This window comes from Streptomyces antioxidans, from assembly GCF_000968685.2.
Lineage (GTDB): Bacteria > Actinomycetota > Actinomycetes > Streptomycetales > Streptomycetaceae > Streptomyces > Streptomyces antioxidans.
In genome coordinates, this window is the sequence record NZ_LAKD02000109.1 from 25634 (window position 1) to 42892 (window position 17259).

18 protein-coding genes and 1 pseudogene are annotated in these 17259 nt (G+C 72.5%); 7 read left to right on the plus strand and 12 right to left on the minus strand.

The annotated features are described in order from the left end of the window. The first annotated feature begins 1 nt into the window (after position 1). Positions 2–2749, plus strand: coding sequence for an SUKH-4 family immunity protein (locus VT50_RS31775; RefSeq protein WP_046090510.1), 2748 nt, complete (start codon positions 2–4; stop codon positions 2747–2749). A gap of 299 nt (positions 2750–3048) precedes the next feature. Then, the gene (locus VT50_RS31780; RefSeq protein ID WP_046090509.1) at positions 3049–3969 is read left to right on the plus strand and encodes a coiled-coil domain-containing protein; all 921 of its coding nucleotides are present in this window, start codon (positions 3049–3051) and stop codon (positions 3967–3969) included. A gap of 111 nt (positions 3970–4080) precedes the next feature. On the opposite strand, the gene VT50_RS31785 is transcribed toward VT50_RS31780, so the two are convergent. Continuing rightward, positions 4081–5655 (minus strand): MDR family MFS transporter, encoded by a 1575-nt coding sequence (locus VT50_RS31785; RefSeq protein ID WP_078841014.1) that lies wholly within the window; start codon positions 5653–5655, stop codon positions 4081–4083. 471 nt (positions 5656–6126) lie between these two features. Between VT50_RS31785 and VT50_RS31790 the strand changes: the two genes are divergently transcribed. Both VT50_RS31790 and VT50_RS31795 read left to right on the plus strand, forming a co-directional pair. Next, a complete protein-coding gene (locus VT50_RS31790; protein WP_046090507.1) occupies positions 6127–6915 on the plus strand; it encodes an ABC transporter ATP-binding protein in 789 nt (262 codons plus the stop codon). Next, entirely contained in the window at positions 6912–9482 is a 2571-nt protein-coding gene (locus tag VT50_RS31795) for an ABC transporter permease (protein ID WP_046090506.1), read from the plus strand. Before VT50_RS31790 ends, VT50_RS31795 begins: the two co-directional genes overlap by 4 nt. A 118-nt stretch (positions 9483–9600) precedes the next feature. Here VT50_RS31795 and VT50_RS31800 read toward each other — a convergent pair whose 3' ends face one another. Next, positions 9601–10236 carry a DJ-1/PfpI family protein gene (locus tag VT50_RS31800; protein WP_046090505.1) on the minus strand — a complete coding sequence of 212 codons (636 nt, stop codon included), beginning with the start codon at positions 10234–10236 and terminating at the stop codon, positions 9601–9603. 83 nt (positions 10237–10319) lie between these two features. After that, a pseudogene (locus VT50_RS31805) lies at positions 10320–11270 on the minus strand (GlxA family transcriptional regulator); the annotation flags it as partial. 158 nt (positions 11271–11428) lie between these two features. On the opposite strand from VT50_RS31805, the gene VT50_RS31810 reads away from it, so the two are divergent. Further along, positions 11429–11827 (plus strand): VOC family protein, encoded by a 399-nt coding sequence (locus tag VT50_RS31810; protein ID WP_046090503.1) that lies wholly within the window; start codon positions 11429–11431, stop codon positions 11825–11827. Positions 11828–11899: 72 nt separating this feature from the next. Here VT50_RS31810 and VT50_RS31815 read toward each other — a convergent pair whose 3' ends face one another. After that, positions 11900–12271: a VOC family protein gene (locus tag VT50_RS31815; RefSeq protein WP_046090502.1), complete on the minus strand. Its 372-nt coding sequence runs from the start codon at positions 12269–12271 to the stop codon at positions 11900–11902. A gap of 124 nt (positions 12272–12395) precedes the next feature. On the opposite strand from VT50_RS31815, the gene VT50_RS31820 reads away from it, so the two are divergent. Further along, positions 12396–12857, plus strand: coding sequence for a MarR family winged helix-turn-helix transcriptional regulator (locus VT50_RS31820; RefSeq protein WP_046090501.1), 462 nt, complete (start codon positions 12396–12398; stop codon positions 12855–12857). A 28-nt stretch (positions 12858–12885) separates the two neighbouring features. Here VT50_RS31820 and VT50_RS31825 read toward each other — a convergent pair whose 3' ends face one another. Genes VT50_RS31825 through VT50_RS31860 form a run of 8 tightly spaced genes read right to left on the minus strand, consistent with a single transcriptional unit; the run spans position 12886 to position 16535 of the window. Further along, positions 12886–13197 (minus strand): gas vesicle protein K, encoded by a 312-nt coding sequence (locus tag VT50_RS31825; protein WP_046090500.1) that lies wholly within the window; start codon positions 13195–13197, stop codon positions 12886–12888. After that, positions 13194–13487 (minus strand): gas vesicle protein, encoded by a 294-nt coding sequence (locus tag VT50_RS41470; RefSeq protein ID WP_420822245.1) that lies wholly within the window; start codon positions 13485–13487, stop codon positions 13194–13196. Before VT50_RS41470 ends, VT50_RS31825 begins: the two co-directional genes overlap by 4 nt. Further along, positions 13484–14314, minus strand: a complete 831-nt coding sequence (locus tag VT50_RS31835; protein ID WP_046090499.1) for a GvpL/GvpF family gas vesicle protein — start codon at positions 14312–14314, stop codon at positions 13484–13486. Before VT50_RS31835 ends, VT50_RS41470 begins: the two co-directional genes overlap by 4 nt. Then, positions 14311–14700, minus strand: a complete 390-nt coding sequence (locus VT50_RS31840) for a gas vesicle protein (RefSeq protein ID WP_046090498.1) — start codon at positions 14698–14700, stop codon at positions 14311–14313. Before VT50_RS31840 ends, VT50_RS31835 begins: the two co-directional genes overlap by 4 nt. After that, the gene (locus VT50_RS31845; protein WP_046090497.1) at positions 14697–14960 is read right to left on the minus strand and encodes a gas vesicle protein GvpG; all 264 of its coding nucleotides are present in this window, start codon (positions 14958–14960) and stop codon (positions 14697–14699) included. The genes VT50_RS31840 and VT50_RS31845 overlap by 4 nt, the downstream gene beginning before the upstream one ends. 1 nt (position 14961) lies before the next feature. Next, on the minus strand, positions 14962–15702 hold the full coding sequence (locus tag VT50_RS31850) for a GvpL/GvpF family gas vesicle protein (protein ID WP_046090496.1): 741 nt from the start codon (positions 15700–15702) through the stop codon (positions 14962–14964). A gap of 3 nt (positions 15703–15705) precedes the next feature. Next, positions 15706–16185, minus strand: a complete 480-nt coding sequence (gene gvpJ, locus VT50_RS31855) for a gas vesicle protein GvpJ (protein ID WP_046090495.1) — start codon at positions 16183–16185, stop codon at positions 15706–15708. 38 nt (positions 16186–16223) lie between these two features. After that, positions 16224–16535, minus strand: coding sequence for a gas vesicle protein GvpO (locus VT50_RS31860; RefSeq protein ID WP_046090494.1), 312 nt, complete (start codon positions 16533–16535; stop codon positions 16224–16226). Between the two features lie 237 nt (positions 16536–16772). Here VT50_RS31860 and VT50_RS31865 point away from each other — a divergent pair, with 237 nt between their 5' ends. Further along, a complete protein-coding gene (locus tag VT50_RS31865; protein WP_046090493.1) occupies positions 16773–17174 on the plus strand; it encodes a hypothetical protein in 402 nt (133 codons plus the stop codon). Positions 17175–17259 lie beyond the last annotated feature (85 nt).

A 17259-nucleotide genomic window follows, 5' to 3' on the forward strand; every position in this document is an offset into this window, starting at 1 on the left:
GATGGTGACCTTCGCACAGGCGCAGGAGCGCGCGGAACTCTGGATCAACGGCGATGTGCCCGCCTATCAGCAGCGCGAGGCGCGGGTCCGGGAGTTCGACCTGGGCTTTGTGGTCTGGGCCGAGGACCGCGAGGACGGACCGGTCTCGGGCAGCGGGGCCCAGGGTACGCGGATGGTGATCGCCCGCGACAGCGGCGAGACCACGCTGTGGCCGGGGCTGCCGGTGGGTGAGGTGATCCGCCGCTACGAGGAGCGGTACGGCACGACCGACGGCTCCCTCGACGAGTCCACCGCCGGGCGGCAGCAGCGCATCGACCTGAACGCGACGTCCTTCCTGCTGACTCCGCCGGAGTGGTTGCAGGAGGCGGCGGACGCGCTGAGCAGCCGGTCCGGGGCTGAGGGGCCGCTGGACGTTCCCGAGCAGCGGGCGGGGACGGAGCCGGGCGGGGGCGCGTCGGACGCTGCCGCTTCTTCTGGTGGTGCCTCCGCTTCGGGTTTGGGCCTGTCCGGGTCTGCTGCGCCTTCTCACGCTGGGCCCGTTCCGGGCGCGCCCCAGGAACGGGGCGGGAGTGTGGACGACTGGCCGTCCGGCGGGGTCGCGCGCCCGCTCGCGGGTGACCGGCCGCAGGACGGCCCGCCCGCGCCGGGCGCCCCTCCAGCGCCCGGCGCTCCTTCCGCGCCCGGCGCCCCGTCCGGTGGTGAGGGCTGGCGGAACGCGCCGCCTCCGCCCCCGGCCGGTGGCGGCAGCCCATGGGCGCCGCCCGCACCGGACGCCGGTACGCCGCCCTCGGGGGGCCAGGCCGACAGCGCGGCCACGCCCGGCGGCGGTACGCCGTGGGCCGGTACGGACATCAAGGGCGACGATGACGACGACCGTTCGGTCGCCCCGCCCGCCACGGTCTTCGCCCCGCCGCTCGCGGGCTCCGACGACGAGGACACCCCGGCGCCGGGCGTACGGCCCGACGCCAAGACCGAGTTGATGTCCGCCGGCAGTGCGCTGCCGCCCACGGCCATCGCCCCGTCCCTCGACTTCCCCGGGCAGCAGGGTGTCCCCGGCGCCGGTCCGGACGCTGGTCCCGGTGCCGGTCCCAACGCGAGTGACATCGCGGACGCCGCCACCCATAAGGCAGGCGCCGGTCCGATGCCTCCGCCGCCCGGTGCTCCGCCGGGGACGTCGGGTGCGGACTCCCCGCCTCCGCCGCCCGCGCCGTCCGGGCCCGGTGCCCCCGGCGCTCCGGCTGGGGGGTACGTACCGACGCAGCTGGTTTCGCAGCTTGACTCCGACAGCCTCGGCGGCGCCCCGCGCCCGCCTGGCCCGCCTGGTCCTCCCGGTGCGCCTGGGGCCCCCGGTGCCCCCGCCAACCCCGGTGCTCCCGGTGCTCCTGGTGCTGCTGGTGGGCAGGGTGGTGGGCAGACGCCGCCTCCGCCTGGTGCTCCGGGTGGGCCCGGTGGTGGGGTGCATGCCGCCGCGACGATGCTCGCGGGTGGCCCGGGTGCGCCCGGCGGTCAGACCCCGCCCCCCGGCGCTCCGGGCCAGGGTGCCCCATCCGGCCCGCAGCCGCCCGGCCCACCCGGTGTCCCCGGTGCGGGTGGTCCTCATACGCCGCCGCCCCCGCCGGGCGCGGCCGGTCCGCCGTACCCGGGCGGACCCGGTATGCCTCCGCCCGCTGGTACTCCGGCCCAGGGTCTTGCGCCGCCGCCTCCGGGCGCGCCCGCGCCGGGGATGGCGCCGCAGCCCGGCTATGCGTATCCGCCGCCGCCCCCCGGCCAGCCGACCGTGGGCCCGGGCTATATGGCGGTGCTGCGCTACCGCGCCCAGGACGGCTCGGAGCAGCAGCTGATCCGCCGTTCGGCGCCCGGGACGCCGCATCCGGAGTGGCAGATCCTGCATGAGCTGCGGGCGATGAACGTCCCGCCGCAGCAGGTGCTTGAGCTCCACACCGAGCTGGAGTCCTGTGATCTGCCCGGCGGCTACTGTGCCCGGATGATCCGGGAGAGCTGGCCGCAGGTGCGGATCAGCCACACGGCTCCGTACGGGCGCGATCACGCCACCCGGCAGCAGGGCGTACGCCATCTGCTGGAGCACCAGGGCGAGCTGGCCCAGGTGGCGGACGGTCCGGCCCGGCCGGCGCCGAACCGGGTGCCGCTGCCGCACCCCAGCCAGGTGCAGCCGATTCCGCCGGTGCCGCCGGAGGGCCTTGCGCATGAGCTGGGCCAGGCGTTCGGGCCGCAGGGCATCGTCCGCTTCGACCAGCGCGCGGTGTCGCGGACGGGCGTTCCCGAGGTGGTGGCGCAGACGCTGGTGTGGGCGGGGCTGCCGGTGGACTTCGGTCCGTTCTTCTGGGCGCAGGCCCAGGCGGGCCGCCCGGTGCCGACGCTGGCGGAGCTGGCGGCGGAGCGCGGGGTGCAGTCGGCGCCGGACGCGGGTTCGTACCTGGTCATGGGCAATGACTTCGGCCGTCAGCTGTGTGTGCAGTACGGCACGGCGAACATCGTGGCGGTGCCGCTGGAGGCGGCGCCCCAGCCCGCCCCGCCGCAGTTCGTGAACACCGGGCTGCCGGAGTTCGTACGGTGCATGGCGCTGCTGGGCCGGATGTGGCGGCTGCGGTACGGGCTGACTCCGGACCAGGCGGGCCGTTGGACCGTGGACTTCCAGGCGCAGCTCGCGGGTCTGGACCCGGCGGCGCTGTCCGCGCCGGACAACTGGTGGGCCGTGCTGCTGGAGCAGATGTGGGACGGTCTGCTGTGAGCCCTGGGCGGGGCCCGTGGTGAGCCGGCTCGCGCGCTCCCGGCCGCGCGCCGCCGAACGAACCGCGTGACCGAAGCCCGGCCGAAGCTCAACTGAAGCTCGACCGACGAACGACCGACGAACGAATGGTGATCGAGGCGCCCGACCCCCGTGACGGGGGCGGGCGCCTCGTCGTTGTTGTCACCGGCGGTGCTTCCAGCCGTGGATATGGGCGGAGTGTCGCGTTATGGGGGATGGGACGCCATCTATAAAGATGTGCGCCGAAGCGCGTTGCATACCGGACAAAAGGGGTTCCAAGGATGGGCGCATCGGTGTCACGTCATGGCTTCACCATCGTCGGCGGACGGGGCCGTGGCTACCGTCCCGCGCAGGTCGACCGCTTTGTGGCCGAGCTGTCCGAAACGCGGGACGCGGCGTGGGAGCGCGCCGCGCGCCTCACCGTGCTGGCCAATGAGCTGACCGCCGAGGCGGAGCGGCTGCGCGAGGTGATCTCCCAACTGGCCCCCCAGACCTATGAGTCCCTTGGCGATCGGGCCCAGCTGATCCTGATGGCGGCCGAGGAGGAGGTCGGCTGTCTGCGGGCGGCGGCCGAGGCGGTGGCGCAGGAGGAGTGGGAGGCCGCGCAGGTCGTGGCCCGTACGGTGCGGGACACCGCCCGTGACGAGGCCGAGCTGGTCCGCGAGGCCGCCGAGGTGGCGGCGCGTGCCACCCTGGAGTCGGCCCAGGTGGACGTGGACGAACTGCGGGTCGCCTCGCGCCAGGACGCCAAGGAGTGGCGGACCCAGGCGCTGGCGGAGCTGAAGGAGATGCGCCAGCGCATCGCCGGGATCCTGGCCGAGCAGGAGCGGGAGCACGCCGAGCGGTGGGAGGCGGCGGGCCGTGAACTGGCCGAGCGGGACAACGCGATGACGGCCCGGCTGGCCCAGCTGGAGGAGTACGCCCAGGCGGGGATCGCCGACGCCAAGCGGGAGTACGGGATGGCCGAGCAGGCCGCGCGGCTGCGGCAGGAGGACGCCCAGGCGCAGGCGGCGGAGATCATCGCCCAGGCGCGGGCCCGGGAGGAGCGGCTGGCGCGGGAGACGGAGCGGACGCTGCGTGAGCATGTGGAGCGGCGCGAGGAGCTTAAGGCGCATCTGGAGCATGTGCGCGGCAGCTTGGCGGCTTTGACCGGCAAGCCGGTGGCGGAGGACGCGGCGGCGGCGCCGCACCACGAGTCCTGACCCCGCTGGCGGGCCGTTCCCCTCCCCGCCCCTTCCCGGAACTGGGGCTCCGCCCCAGCACCCGTCCGGGACGCTTCGGTAGTCGTAGTCGCAGTCGTCGTTGTCCGCCGTTCAGGCTTCGGTTTCCGCCGCTGCCTCCGGGTTCGCTTCCGGCCGTATCGGAAAGCGGCGCGGGGCGAGGAAGGTCAGGGCCAGCAGGGCCAGGAGTGCGGCCGTGGCCGAGCCCAGGTAGACGTGGTCGACGGCGGTGTCCACGGCCCGTCCTAGATAGTCGGCCGCCTGGTCGGTGAGGGCGCCGGGGTGTTCCAGGGCGCGCGAGACCGAGTCCAGGTCGTCGGGCAGGCCCGGCCGGATCGCGTCGGGGGCCTCGGCCAGCCGGGAGGCCAGCGTCGCGTTGGCGACGGCGCCGAACAGGGCCGCTCCGACGCTCTGGCCGACCTGGCGGCAGAAGAGGATCGAGGCGGTGGCGGTGCCGCGCTCGGCCCATTCGACGGACGATTGCACCCCGATGATCAGCGGCAGCTGGAACAGTCCGAGCGCGCCCCCGAGCAGCAGCATGATCAGCGCGGGCTGCCAGGCGGCGCCCGGGTAGGGGAGGAGCGGGAAGGCGGCCAGGACCAGCGTGGCGGCCGTCATCCCGGTGATGGCGCAGCGCCGGAAGCCGACGCGGCCGTAGACGCGGCTGCTGAGGGCGGCGGCGATCGGCCAGCTCAGCGTCATCGTGGACAGTACGAACCCGGCCGGTATCGGTCCGAGCCCCAGCACCGACTGGGCGTAGGTGGGCAGGAAGACGGTCGGGGCGATCATCAGCAGACCGAGCGCGGCGAAGGCGATGTTGACCGCCGAGATGGTGCGGCGGTGCCAGACCCAGCCGGGGATGATCGGTTCGGCGGCGCGCCGTTCGATCCATACGGTGGCCGCGGCGCACACCGTGGCGCCGCCGAGCATGGTGAGCGAGGGCGCGGACAGCCAGCTCCAGGCCACTCCGCCCTGGACGAGTGCGGTGAGCAGCAGCCCGCCGCTGAGGAACACGCCGAGTGCCCCGGCCCAGTCGACCCGGGGGCGGCTCTCCCGGTGCCGTCGCGGTTCGTGCAGGTGCCGGGTGATCAGGGTGAACGCCAGGGCGCCGACGGGCAGATTGATGAGGAAGATCCACCGCCAGTCGGCGTATCCGGCGAGCAGGCCGCCGATCGTGGGGCCCGCCACGGAGGAGAGCGCCCATACCGAGGAGAGCCTGGCCTGGACCTTCGGCCGCTCTTTGAGCGGATAGAGGTCGGCGACGACGACCTGGATGGTGCCCTGGAGCGCCCCGCCGCCCAGCCCCTGGACCACCCGGAAGGCGATGAGGGAGGCCATGTTCCAGGCCCCGGCGCACAGCAGCGAGCCGAGGACGAAGAGCACGACGCCCGCGAGCAGGACGGGCTTGCGGCCGAAGGTGTCGGAGAGCTTTCCGTACAGCGGCAGGGAGACGGTGACGGCGAGCAGATAGCCGGAGAAGAGCCAGGAGAAGACGGAGAAGCCGCCGAGGTCGCCGACGATCTGCGGGACGGCGGTGGAGATGACGGTCGAGTCCAGCGCGGCCAGTGCCATGCCGAGCATCAGGGCGGCGACGACGGGGCGGCGGCCGCTGGGGGCGGGGGTCTCGCCGGGCGGCCGGGGCGCCGGGGGTCCGGGGTCGGCGTCCATCGGCCGTCGTGCGGTGCCGCCCACGGTGCCGAGCTCCCTCCGCCGGTCCGCGCCGGCACCTGTCCCTGGTGTTCGTACGTCCGACTCGGGTGCGCACGATTCTTGTACGACCCACGATTCCATGCCGGGGCAGGGTGGCGGAAGGACGCGTCCGGGCTGTCCAGGCGGCCCGGGTTGAGCCTGACGTGGCGGGAGGGTGCACCATCGATCCCGGGCCCGGGGTCAGACCCGGGACTCACTCCCCTAGGGGATGCCCACCCTGTACTCCTACTCCCGGTTCGTCCGGGCGGATGAGGAGCTGGTCGTCCCGATTTCATAAGGTTGCTACGGGCTGTGCGGCCGAGGGGGTGGTGCTAGCCCCACCCCGAAGAGGGAGCCGTTCCCCATCGCGGAGGTTCCCGGATCGCGGCAGTCTTGATGCGGCGGTCGGGGGAACGGAGATCGCCGATCGGACATCGAAGGAGAAAGACCGTGACAACGGCTGTATCGATTCCCAGGACCGGGGGCAGCGGAGGACATACGGCCGTCGCCGCCCGGGCACGTCAGGTCACCAAGGCGTACGGCTCCGGGGAGACCCGGGTGGTCGCGCTTGACCAGGTGGACGTGGACATCGCGCGGGGCCAGTACACCGCGATCATGGGCCCGTCCGGCTCCGGCAAGTCGACCCTGATGCACTGCCTGGCGGGTCTGGACACCGTCACCTCGGGGCAGATCTACATCGACGAGACCGAGATCACCAAGCTCAAGGACAAGAAGCTCACCAAGCTGCGCCGGGACCGGATCGGCTTTATCTTCCAGGCGTTCAACCTGCTGCCCACGCTCAGCGCGATCGAGAACATCACGCTGCCGATGGACATCGCGGGCCGCAAGCCCGACCGGGCCTGGCTGGACCGGGTGGTGGAGACCGTGGGCCTGGCCGGCCGGCTCAAGCACCGTCCGAACCAGCTCTCCGGCGGTCAGCAGCAGCGCGTCGCGGTGGCCCGCGCCCTGGCCGCCCGCCCCGAGATCATCTTCGGTGACGAGCCGACCGGGAACCTGGACTCGCGGGCCGGTGCCGAGGTGCTGGGCTTCCTCAAGCGGTCGGTGGACGAGCTGGGCCAGACCATCGTGATGGTCACCCATGACCCGGTCGCCGCCTCCTACGCCAACCGGGTGCTGTACCTGGCCGACGGCCGGATCGTCGACGAGATGTACAACCCGACGGCCGAGCTGGTCCTTGAGCGCATGAAGCACTTCGACGCGCGAGGACGGGTGTCATGACCGTCCTCAAGACCTCACTGCGCAACTTCGTCGCCCACAAGGGGCGGATGGCGCTGTCGGCGATCGCCGTACTGCTGTCGGTGGCGTTCGTCTGCGGCACGCTCGTCTTCACCGACACCACCAACGCCACGTTCGACAAGCTCTTCGCGAGCACGGCCTCCGATGTCACGGTCAGCCCCAAGGGCGCCAGCGACAACGACACCCGGCAGGGCCGGATCCGTACCCTGCCCGGTTCGGAGCTGGCGCGGCTGAAGCGGGTGGACGGCGTCAAGTCGGTGCTCGGCGATGCCACCAGCCAGTCGGTCACCGCCGCCGACAGCAATGACAACAGCATCGGCGCGGACACCGGCGCGCCGACCATCGGCACCAACTGGGACCCGACCGAGAAGCGTTCGGTGAAGATCACCTCCGGCCACGCCCCGCGCGGCCCCACCGAGGTGATGGTCGACGCCGACACGGCCAAGAGCAAGAAGCTGAGGCTGGGCGACGAGGTGCGGATCATCGCCGTCCCGGGCGAGTTCCGCGCGAAGATCGTCGGTCTGGCCACGTTCCAGGTGACCAACCCCGGCGCCACGCTGATCTTCATGGACACCGACACCGCGCAGCGCAAGCTGCTCGGCGCCCCCGGGGTCTACTCCAGCTACTCCCTCACCGCCCAGGCGGGTGTCAGCCACGACCAGTTGAAGAAGAACGTCGTGGCTGACCTCGGCACCGGGATCAAGGTGCAGACGAAGGCCGAGTCCAGCAAGGAGGCCGAGGACGACATCGGCTCGTTCCTGGACGTGATGAAGTACGCGATGCTCGGCTTCGCCGGGATCGCCGTCCTGGTCGGCATCTTCCTGATCGTCAACACCTTCTCGATGCTGGTCGCCCAGCGCACCCGGGAGATCGGCCTGATGCGGGCCATCGGCTCCAGCCGGAAGCAGATCAACCGGTCGGTGCTGATCGAGGCGCTGTTGCTCGGTGTCGTCGGCTCGATCCTCGGCGTCCTCGGCGGGGTCGGCCTCGCCGTCGGCCTGATGAAGATCATGGGCAGTGCGGGGCTCCATCTGAGCACCGACCAGCTGACCGTGAAGGCCACCACGCCCATCGTCGGCGTCGGCATCGGCGTCATCGTCACCGTGATCGCGGCGTACATCCCCGCCCGTCGGGCCGGGAAGATCTCCCCGATGGCGGCCCTGCGCGACGCGGGCACTCCGGCGGACAGCAAGGCCGGATGGATCCGCGGTGCGATCGGCACCCTGCTCACCGCGGGCGGCGCGGCTGCCCTGGTGGTCGCGGGGAACGCGGACAAGGCGGTCGACGGCTCGCTGTTCCTGGGCCTCGGCGTGGTGCTGACGCTCATCGGCTTCATCGTCATCGGCCCGCTGCTGGCCGGTCTGGTGGTCCGGGTACTGGCCACCGTCGTGCTGCGGATCTTCGGCTCGGTGGGGCGGCTGGCCGAGCGCAACGCGCTGCGCAACCCGCGGCGCACCGGCGCCACCGGCGCGGCCCTGATGATCGGCCTGGCGCTGGTCGCCTGTCTGTCGGTGGTGGGCTCCTCGATGGTCGCCTCGGCCACCGACGAGCTGGACAAGTCGGTGGGTGCGGACTTCATCGTCCAGTCCGACACCGGCCAGCCGATCACCAAGGGGATCGCGGACTCGGTGCGGCAGGCCAAGGGCCTGAAGCACATCAGCGAGGCCAAGCAGATCGAGGGCACCAAGCTCACCCTGCCCGACGGCAAGACGGTCACCAAGGAGCTCTTGGCCGCCAGCCCGACGTACGCAGAGGACCTGCGGACCCCGGTCGTCGAGGGCGATCTGTCCGCCGCGTACGGCAAGAACGCCATGTCGGTGCCGGAGGGCTTCGCCAAGGACCACAAGGTGAAGCGGGGCGACACCCTCACCGTGGCCTTCAAGGAGGGCCGCACCGCCAAGCTGACCGTCGCCGCGATCACCTCGGACGACGTCAGCCTCGACAAGGGCGCGATGTACATCAACATCGCCACCGTCCAGGATTACGTCCCCGCCAAGCTGATCCCGGCAAACGTCATGATGCTGGCGCAGGCCAAGGACGGCCAGGAGAAGCAGGCGTACGCCTCCCTCAAGTCCCAGCTGCACCACTACCCGTCGGTGAAGGTGCGCGACCAGACCGACTACAAGAAGGAGGTCAAGGACCAGGTCGGTCAGCTGCTCAACCTGGTCTACGGCCTGCTGGCGCTCGCGATCATCGTCGCCGTCCTCGGTGTGGTGAACACCCTGGCCCTCTCGGTCGTCGAGCGGACCCGCGAGATCGGGCTGATGCGCGCCATCGGTGTCTCCCGCCGCCAGATGCGCCGCATGATCCGCCTGGAGTCCGTGGTCATCGCCCTCTTCGGCGCCCTGCTGGGGCTGGGGCTCGGCATGGGCTGGGGCACCACGGCCCAGAAGCTGCTGGCGCTCGAGGGGCTGAAGACCCTGGAGATCCCGTGGCCGACGATCATCACGGTCTTCATCGGCTCCGCCGTCGTGGGCCTGGTCGCGGCCCTGGTCCCGGCCTTCCGGGCGGCGCGGATGAACATCCTGAACGCGATCGCCACGGAATAGCCAACGGGGAAAGGGGCTTGCCGCTCTCCGTGGGGGGCAGGGCGGCAGGCCCATCGACCGGCCCGGTGCGCGACGGGGGAGCGCACCGGGCCGGTCGGGTGTTTCCGGGCGTGCGGGGTCAGGGGCTGAGGATGAGGTCGTTGGCGCGCAGGGCGGTCACGAGGTGGGCGGGTGCGGTGGCGGTCGAGCCCGCGTCGTAGGGCGGTTGGGGGTCGTACTCGATGACGAGCTGGATGGCCTGGGCGACCTCGTCCCCCGCCATCCGGCCGGTCAGGGTCAGCGCGAGGTCGATACCGGCCGAGACACCGGCGGCGGTGGCGTAGGTGCCGTCGATGACCACGCGTTCCGTGTCGGGGACGGCGCCGAGTGCCGCCAGATCGTCGAGACAGAACCAGTGCGAGGTGGCCCGGCGCCCGGTGAGCAGGCCCGCGGCGGCCAGCAGGAGGGAGCCGGAGCAGACGGAGGTCGTCCAGGTGGTGGCCGCATCGACGCTCCGGAGCCAGTCGAGGGTCGGCCCGTCCGAGAGCTGGGCCTGGGTTCCGGGGCCGCCCGGGACGAGCAGGACGTCGGGGGCGGTCACCTCGGACAGGGGGACATCCGCGGTGAGGGCGAGGCTGCCCATGTCGGTGCGGACCGGTCCGGGCCGGGCGGCGGTGAAGACCACCTCCGCGCCGGGGATGCGGGAGAGGACCTCGTAGGGGCCGACGGCGTCCAGCGCCGTGAAGTTGTCGTAGAGCAGGATGGCGATCTGCATCAGTTTCCTCTGGTCGGGGTGTGAGCCGGGGGTCCGGCCGTGATTCCGGTGGGGGCTGCGGATGGGGTTCCGTCCGGGGCGCGGGGGCGGAAGCGGCGGCGGTATTCGGCGGGCGGTACGGCCAGGGCGCGGACGAAGGCGCGCCGCATCGCCTCGGGTGTGCCGTAGCCGCAGGACCGGGCGATCTCCTCGACGCCGTCCTCGGTGTCCTCCAGCCGACGGCGGGCGGTCTCCAGCCGGACGGCGTCCACGTACCGCCCGGGCGTCATCCCCACCTCGGCGGCGAAGGCGCGGGCGAAGTGACGGGGGGAGAGCGCGGAGCGGCGGGCGAGGGTGTCGACCGAGAGGTCGTCGTCCGGGTGCTCGGCGATCCAGCGCTGGACCTCGCGCAGCGGATGCCGTTCGGCGAGCTGGGCGGCCAGTTGGGTACTGAACTGAGCCTGGTCACCCGGCCTGCGCAGGAACACCACCAGATGTCTGGCCACCAGCAGCGCGGCGTCCCGGCCGAGATCCTCCTCGACCAGCGCCAGGGTCAGGTCGATACCGGCCGTGACGCCGGCCGATGTGGCGATGTTCCCGTCCCTGACGTAGATCGGTTCGGAGGCGACGGCGGTGTCGGGGAAGCGGCGCGCGAGCGAGTCGCAGTACGCCCAGTGGGTGGTGGCGCGGCGCCCGGCCAGCAGTCCCGCCTGGGCGAGCAGGAAGGCCCCGGTGCACACCGACACCACACGCTCCGCCCCGGGTGCCAGCTCGCCGATCCGCCGTACCACGGCCGGATCGGGGTCGGCCGTGCCCGGGCCGCCGGGCACGACGAGGGTGTGGGGCGGTTCGGCGCGGGCGAGGTCGTCGTCGGGCAGCAGACACAGCCCGCCGCTCGTCCGCACCGGTCCGCCACCGGGCCCGGCGGTCCTGACCCGGTACGCGTCCGATGTCCCCGCGGCCTCTCCCGCCCCCGTGAACACCTCCATGGGCCCCGTCACATCGAGGCTCTGCACCCCGTCGTAGACAACGATGAGCACGCTGCGGGATCTCATGCGGCTCAGCCTCGCAGCGCGCGAACACGGCAGCAATGACGGGCTTCCCACCTTTTCTGCCATGGGCCCGGGGCGGGGTGTGCGGTCGGCTGACCGATGAGTTTCGGGGCGGCCGGGGGTCTTTGGAGGTGAACGCATCATCCCGAGGGAGGTCACCCATGACCGAGGCCGCGAAAGGCGCGCGTTTCACCGAGGTGGGCCGGGTCGCCGTCACCGTTGCCGATCAGGACCGGGCGCTGGAGTTCTATGTGGGCACGCTCGGCTTCGAGAAGCGCGCGGACATCCCGTTCGGTGACGGTCACCGCTGGATCGAGGTGGCCCCGGCGGGCGCCCCGACCGCGATCGCGCTGGTGCTGCCCCGCGAGGGCGGGCAGGGGCCCGGCTACGACACCGGCCTCATCCTCACCTCCGAGGACATCGATGCCGACCACGCGGCGCTGCGCGGGCGCGGCGTCGACACCGGCCCGGAGGTCCAGCGCTGGGGCGCCCCGGTGCCGCCGATGGTCAGCTTCCGGGACGTGGACGGCAATGCGGTGATGGTCGTCGAGAACGGCTGACCGCGTCGGTCCCGGTGCGGAGCCGGTCCGCGGACGGGGGGCGGACCGGCTCCGCGGCGACGGCGGTCGCGGTCAGCCGCCGTGTGCCGTGAGGGCGTAGCCCTCCGGGCCGATGAAGGTGAAGGTGCGGCCGAAGGGGCTGTCCTGGGGCGGGCTCAGGATGGGCACCCCGGCGGCGGCGAGTTGGTCGTGGAGGGCCTGGGCGTCCGCGGTGCGGAACCACAGGGCCACCCCGAGGCCGGGGCGCGCGGCGTCGTCGAGATCCACGCCCGGCAGCGGCTCGCGGACGGCGAACGGGATCGGTGCGGTGGTGAACACCACCGCACCGGGCGGCGAGGCCGGTGCGCGCCGCAACCCGAGGTGGGTTTCGCAGAAGGCGGCCGCCGCTTCGACATCGCGTACCTGAAGGGCGATGAAGTCGGGGCCTTCGATGGTGGCGGGCATGGGTCCTCCCGGGTCGTCAGGCGGTCGATGGGTGGCCGAGTCAGTCGTGCTGGCGCTGCTCGATGTCAGGACTCTGACATTGCTGGACTGTACGCACGGCCGCTCCCTATGTCAAAATCCTGACATGGAAGACCGGACGCCCGTGGCCCCGCCGCACCCCGCAGACGACGTCACCGAGCATGTGGGCTACCGCCTCAAACGCGCCGCCGCCGCGCTGCGCGGCGCCATGGACAAGGCGCTGCGCGAACACGGGCTGACGGTGCCGCAGTACGCCTGTCTGGAACTCCTCGACCAGCGGCCCGGACTGTCCAACGCCGAGCTCGCCCGCGGCGCGTTCGTCACCCGGCAGTCCATGAACGTCGTGCTCCGCGGCCTCCAGGACGCGGACCTGATCTCCCGGCCCGCCACCACCGACCACGGCCGCGCGCTCCCCGCCCACCTCACCCGGCACGGCCGTGAACGGCTCGACGCGGCCCGTTCCGCCGTCTACGCCATCGAACGGACGATGGTCGACGCCCTCCCGCAGCGGCGTCTGGCCGCCCTCCTCGCCGACCTCGACCGCATGGCGGAAGCCTTCGGCGGCTGATCTGCCCTGCTCCCTGCCCCCTCCTGTCTCAGTCGCGGGGGAGCAGGGTGCCCAGCGGGCCGAGGTCAAGGTTGAGGTCGTCCGGGGTGAGGCCGTGCTGGTCGCACAGCTCCGTCATGCGCTGGTCGAGCAGCATCAGCGTGGTGCCGATGCGCTCGACCTGGTCGTCGCTGAGGCCGCCCGCGTCGATGCGGCGGATGGCCTGGCGCTCCATCAGCTGGCGGAGGAGTTCGACGACCGTCAGCACCAGGGCCGCCAGGTCGCGGCCGACCGAGTCGCGGTCGATGTCCACGCGGGAGGGGGCGGCGCGGGCGGGGGTGGCGGGGACCGGCGTGCTCATAGCGGGCCGCTGTCGGTCCAGGGGGCCGGCACCCGCTCGTTGACCGAGGAGAGGAGGGCGTGCAGGGAGAGGCGGACGAGGGGGACCTCGGCGATCGCGATGACCAGGTCGCCGCTGATGACGACGCCGGTGGCGAGCACCCGGTCCAGGAGGTCCACGAGGGGGACGCCGAGCGGGCCCAGCGCCTCGGCGGGGGTGGTTCCCCACGCGGGGGCCTCCTTGCGGGCGGTGGCGGCGGGGACCGCTTCCCACAGCGCCTTCGCTGGGCCCCGGGTGGGCGGCGTGGTCATGGGGCCGCCGCCGTGTCCGTGATGCCTCCGTCGGCGAAGGAGTAGGGCGCCCACGGCCCGGAGAGTTCGATCTGGACGTCCGTCTCATCGCGGCGCAACGACACGAGCGCGGCGCGCAGTTCGCGCTCCCGGCCCAGGTCGAGGAGGTAGGCCGCGTTCAGCACATGGGTACGGTGCCTCCCGGTCACCTCGACGCCGTGCGGGCGCAGTCGGCGCGCGGCCACGGCGAGGCCCCGGACGACGGTGTCCACCCGCTCGGCGGCCCGCAGCGCCAGGGTGTGGCGCTGCTCGCGGCCGTACTGCCGGGTGCGGACGCGGTTCAGATAGGCGCGGCCGCTGACCGGGCCGTCCCCCGGGGACGCTTCCGGGGCGGGCCGCGGTCCCGTGGGGGCGTAGACCTTCACGCCCCATTCGACCCGGCCCGCGATCCGGTCGAGGGCGGCCAGGAGGGACGCCTCCCGTTCGCCCAGGGCCTCGCGGACCCGGCCGTCGTCCAGATAGACCGTGGCCAGGGGCAGCGGAACGGCCGGGGCCAGCGCGGACGCCGCCGTGATCACCGCGTGGTGGGCGCGGGCGCAGCGCTCCAGCTCGGCGCCGTCGGACAGCCTGCTCCGCAGCGCCTCCTCGTCGAATCCGGCCGCGGGCACGTCCTGGACCACGGCGGTGAGCGGGCCCGCCGCGACCGTACGGACGGGAGCGCCGGTGCCGAGCCCGGGGAGCCCGCCGAGCCCGGGGGGCTCGGCCAGCGGGTCCGCCGGGGCGGTGACGTCGCCGCCCCGGCAGACCGCGAAGGCGTAGGTGAGGGTGGGGGCCTCGGTGCGGGTCATGGGCGCCGCTCCTCCTCGGCCGCGCCGACACTGGTCAGCCCCTCCGTGCCGTCGGTGCTCGGTTCCTCCGCGCCGATCCGTGACTCCAGGGCGTGGAGCCGTTCGCGCAGCTCCGCGTTCTCCTGGGCGAGGGTGTCCCGCGCGGCGCGCGAGGAGAGCGCGGGATCGGTTTCCCACCAGTCGATTCCGGCCCTGCGCGCGGTGTCCACGGAGGAGATGAACAGCCGCAGCCGGATGGTGAGCAGTTCGATGTCCAGCAGGTCGATCTTGATGTCCCCGGCGATCACGATGCCCTTGTCCAGGACGCGTTCCAGGATCTCGGCGAGGTCGGAGGGGTGCCGCTCGGTGGCCACGGAAGGGGGGTGGACCAGATCGCGTTCCGTCATGGCGTCCGCACCCCCGCCCTTCTCCCCCCGGTGCCGCCCGAGCGCTCCAGCAGCTCCAGCAGCCGGTCCTCCTCACGGTCGAACTCCTCCGGGCCGATCGCCCCCGACTCCAGGGCCTCGTTCAGCGCGGCGAGCCGGGCGCGCAGCACCGACGGATGGCACATCTCCTCCTCCGCCATGTCCCGCACCCGCTCCGCGACCCACACCACCCCGCGCACCGGCGCCAGCGGGAAGAGGACGACCTGGCTCAGCACGCCCATCTCAGGCCCGGCCTTCCGTGAAGCTGTAGCAGGGCAGCGGGCCGGTGAGCCGCAGCTCGACCCGGTCGCGGTGGGTGGCCGCGAGGCGTTCCACGGCGCCCTCGAACCGCCGCTGCCCGCGCCGGTCCAGCAGGAACGAGGCGTTGAGCACGCATCCCTCGACCTCCGGGCAGTGCACCGTGGCGTCCGCCACGGCCGAGAGCTCGGCGAGCACCGTGGCCGCGGCGGTCGCCGCCCTGCGCTTCAGCCCGCGCGCCACGGCCTCGCCGAGCCGCACACTGGCCTCGTACCCCGGGGCCCGGTGCGCGGCGGTGCGCAACCGGCTCACCTCCGGGTCCTCCCGTACCAGCGGGCCCAGGCCGGCCTCGGTGGGCAGCGCCTTGAGGTTCATCTCGACCCGCCCGTCGACGCGTTCGAGCGCGGCCAGGCAGTCGTTCTGGGTGCCCAGCAGCTGCCGCCGCACCGACTCCTCGTCGGGGGCGACCATCCCGAAGCGCATCGGCAGCACCGGCCCGTCCCGCCCCAGCGTCAGGGCGAGGTCCTGGTGGGCGAGGAGGTCGCGGCGCTTGGCGCGCAGCCGGGCCGGAGCGTCGCTGATCACCGCGGCCAGCGCGCCGGCCCGGAGGGTACGGACCGGGGCGGGCCGCTCGCCCACCCCGGTGCGGCCCGGCGGCACGGCGTGGGAGGCGCGGACGACGCCGTAGACGTAGACGCTCCGGGACGTGCTCGCGGGCGCGGTCATGGATCAGTCCTCCTCGGAAGGCTCGGCACGGCGGCGGGTGGACGCGGTGCGCCGCCGGGGGCGGCTCTCCCGCTCCTCCCGCTCCTCTTCCTCCTCGTCGTCATCGGCCCCGACGGCCCGCTTGACCTTCTCGCCCACGCCCGCCACCGCCTTCTTGGTCTTCTTCTTGCCGAGGCCCGTGGCCATCCGCCCGGCCGGGCTCCCGCCGCCGCTCGCGACCCCGCCCAGCAGCTCGGGAACCGTCGTACTGCTGCGGTCGAATTCGAGGTCCACGCGATTGCAGGCTTCGGCGAAGCGGAGGTAGGTGTCCACGCTGGCGACCACGATCCGGGCGTCGATCTTCAGGATCTCGATGCCGACGAGGGAGACCCGGATGAAGACGTCGATCACCATGCCCCGGTCGAGGATGAGTTCCAGACAGTCGTAGAGGGTGCCGGTCCGCTGGACGCAGACGACCTCTTCCGTATAGGTGCCAGTGGGCATCTCGGGGCGTCCTTTCGGCGGTCGTCTCGGCGGTTGTCTCAGCAGTCGTCGGCCGCACCGCGCCGGTAGCGGCGGACCCTCCGGTATTCCTGGAGCTCGCCCCGCCCATCGATGCGCACCTCGTACGTGGCCAGCAGGCTGGTGGTGTCGGGGATCCGGGCGACCTCGAGGACGTCCACGCTGACCAGCCAGCCGTCCTCGTGGCGGGCCACACCGCTGACGCCCTCTGGCTCATGGACGATCAGTGAGGCGAGCTGTTCGCACGCGTGCCGGGCGGCCTCGGCCGGTCTGGGCGACCGGGGGCGCGGGCTCGTCTTGGTGGTCGATGGGCGCGGGTCTCGCTCTGCCATGTGCATCAGTGTGGTCACAGGGCGTGCCCGGGCGCCTGCCGTGATGGGCCATACGGCATACGGCCGCCGTGCGGGCCCAGTTATCTCCGGTGCAGTCGAACTGATCCGGGAATGGGTCAGGAATCGCTGGTTCCGCAGCGGAACGCATGTGAAGATGACTCCCGGCCGATTGCCCATCATTGCTCATCGGCCGTGGCTGGAAAATACCGTTGGGGAATAATGCGTACACATAAGGCCGTGGCCTGTCTGGCCATCGCGGTAGCACTGTTGGCGGGCTGCTCCGACAATGGCGACACGAAAAAAGCCGACGACGACGGCATGGTGACCGTCGAATTCAAGGTGACGGGGGATTCACCGGCGAGCGTCTACGTTCCCGGTATCAATTCGAGTCTGTATACCGGCGCCAAGAAGAGCGGCGGGGATGCCGACCTGGACCTCGAAAACGTCAAGACGCCGTGGTCGAAGAAGTTCAAGGTGAAGCCCGGGAGGTCGCTGTCGTTGCAGGCGGGTTCCGCGGAGCCGAAGAAGGAAATCGGCTGCCAGATATTCGTCAACGGGAAGCTCAAGGACGAGGAGACGAAGAAGAACAAGCCCGGCAGTACCCTCACCGCCGGGTGCTCGAGCACGACCTCGGGCTGATCGGGGCTGACCAGGGCGGCGCCCCGGGCTGACCGGGGCGCCCCCAGGCGGGGCAGGGCGCGGCCCAGGCGGGGCGGGGCGTGGT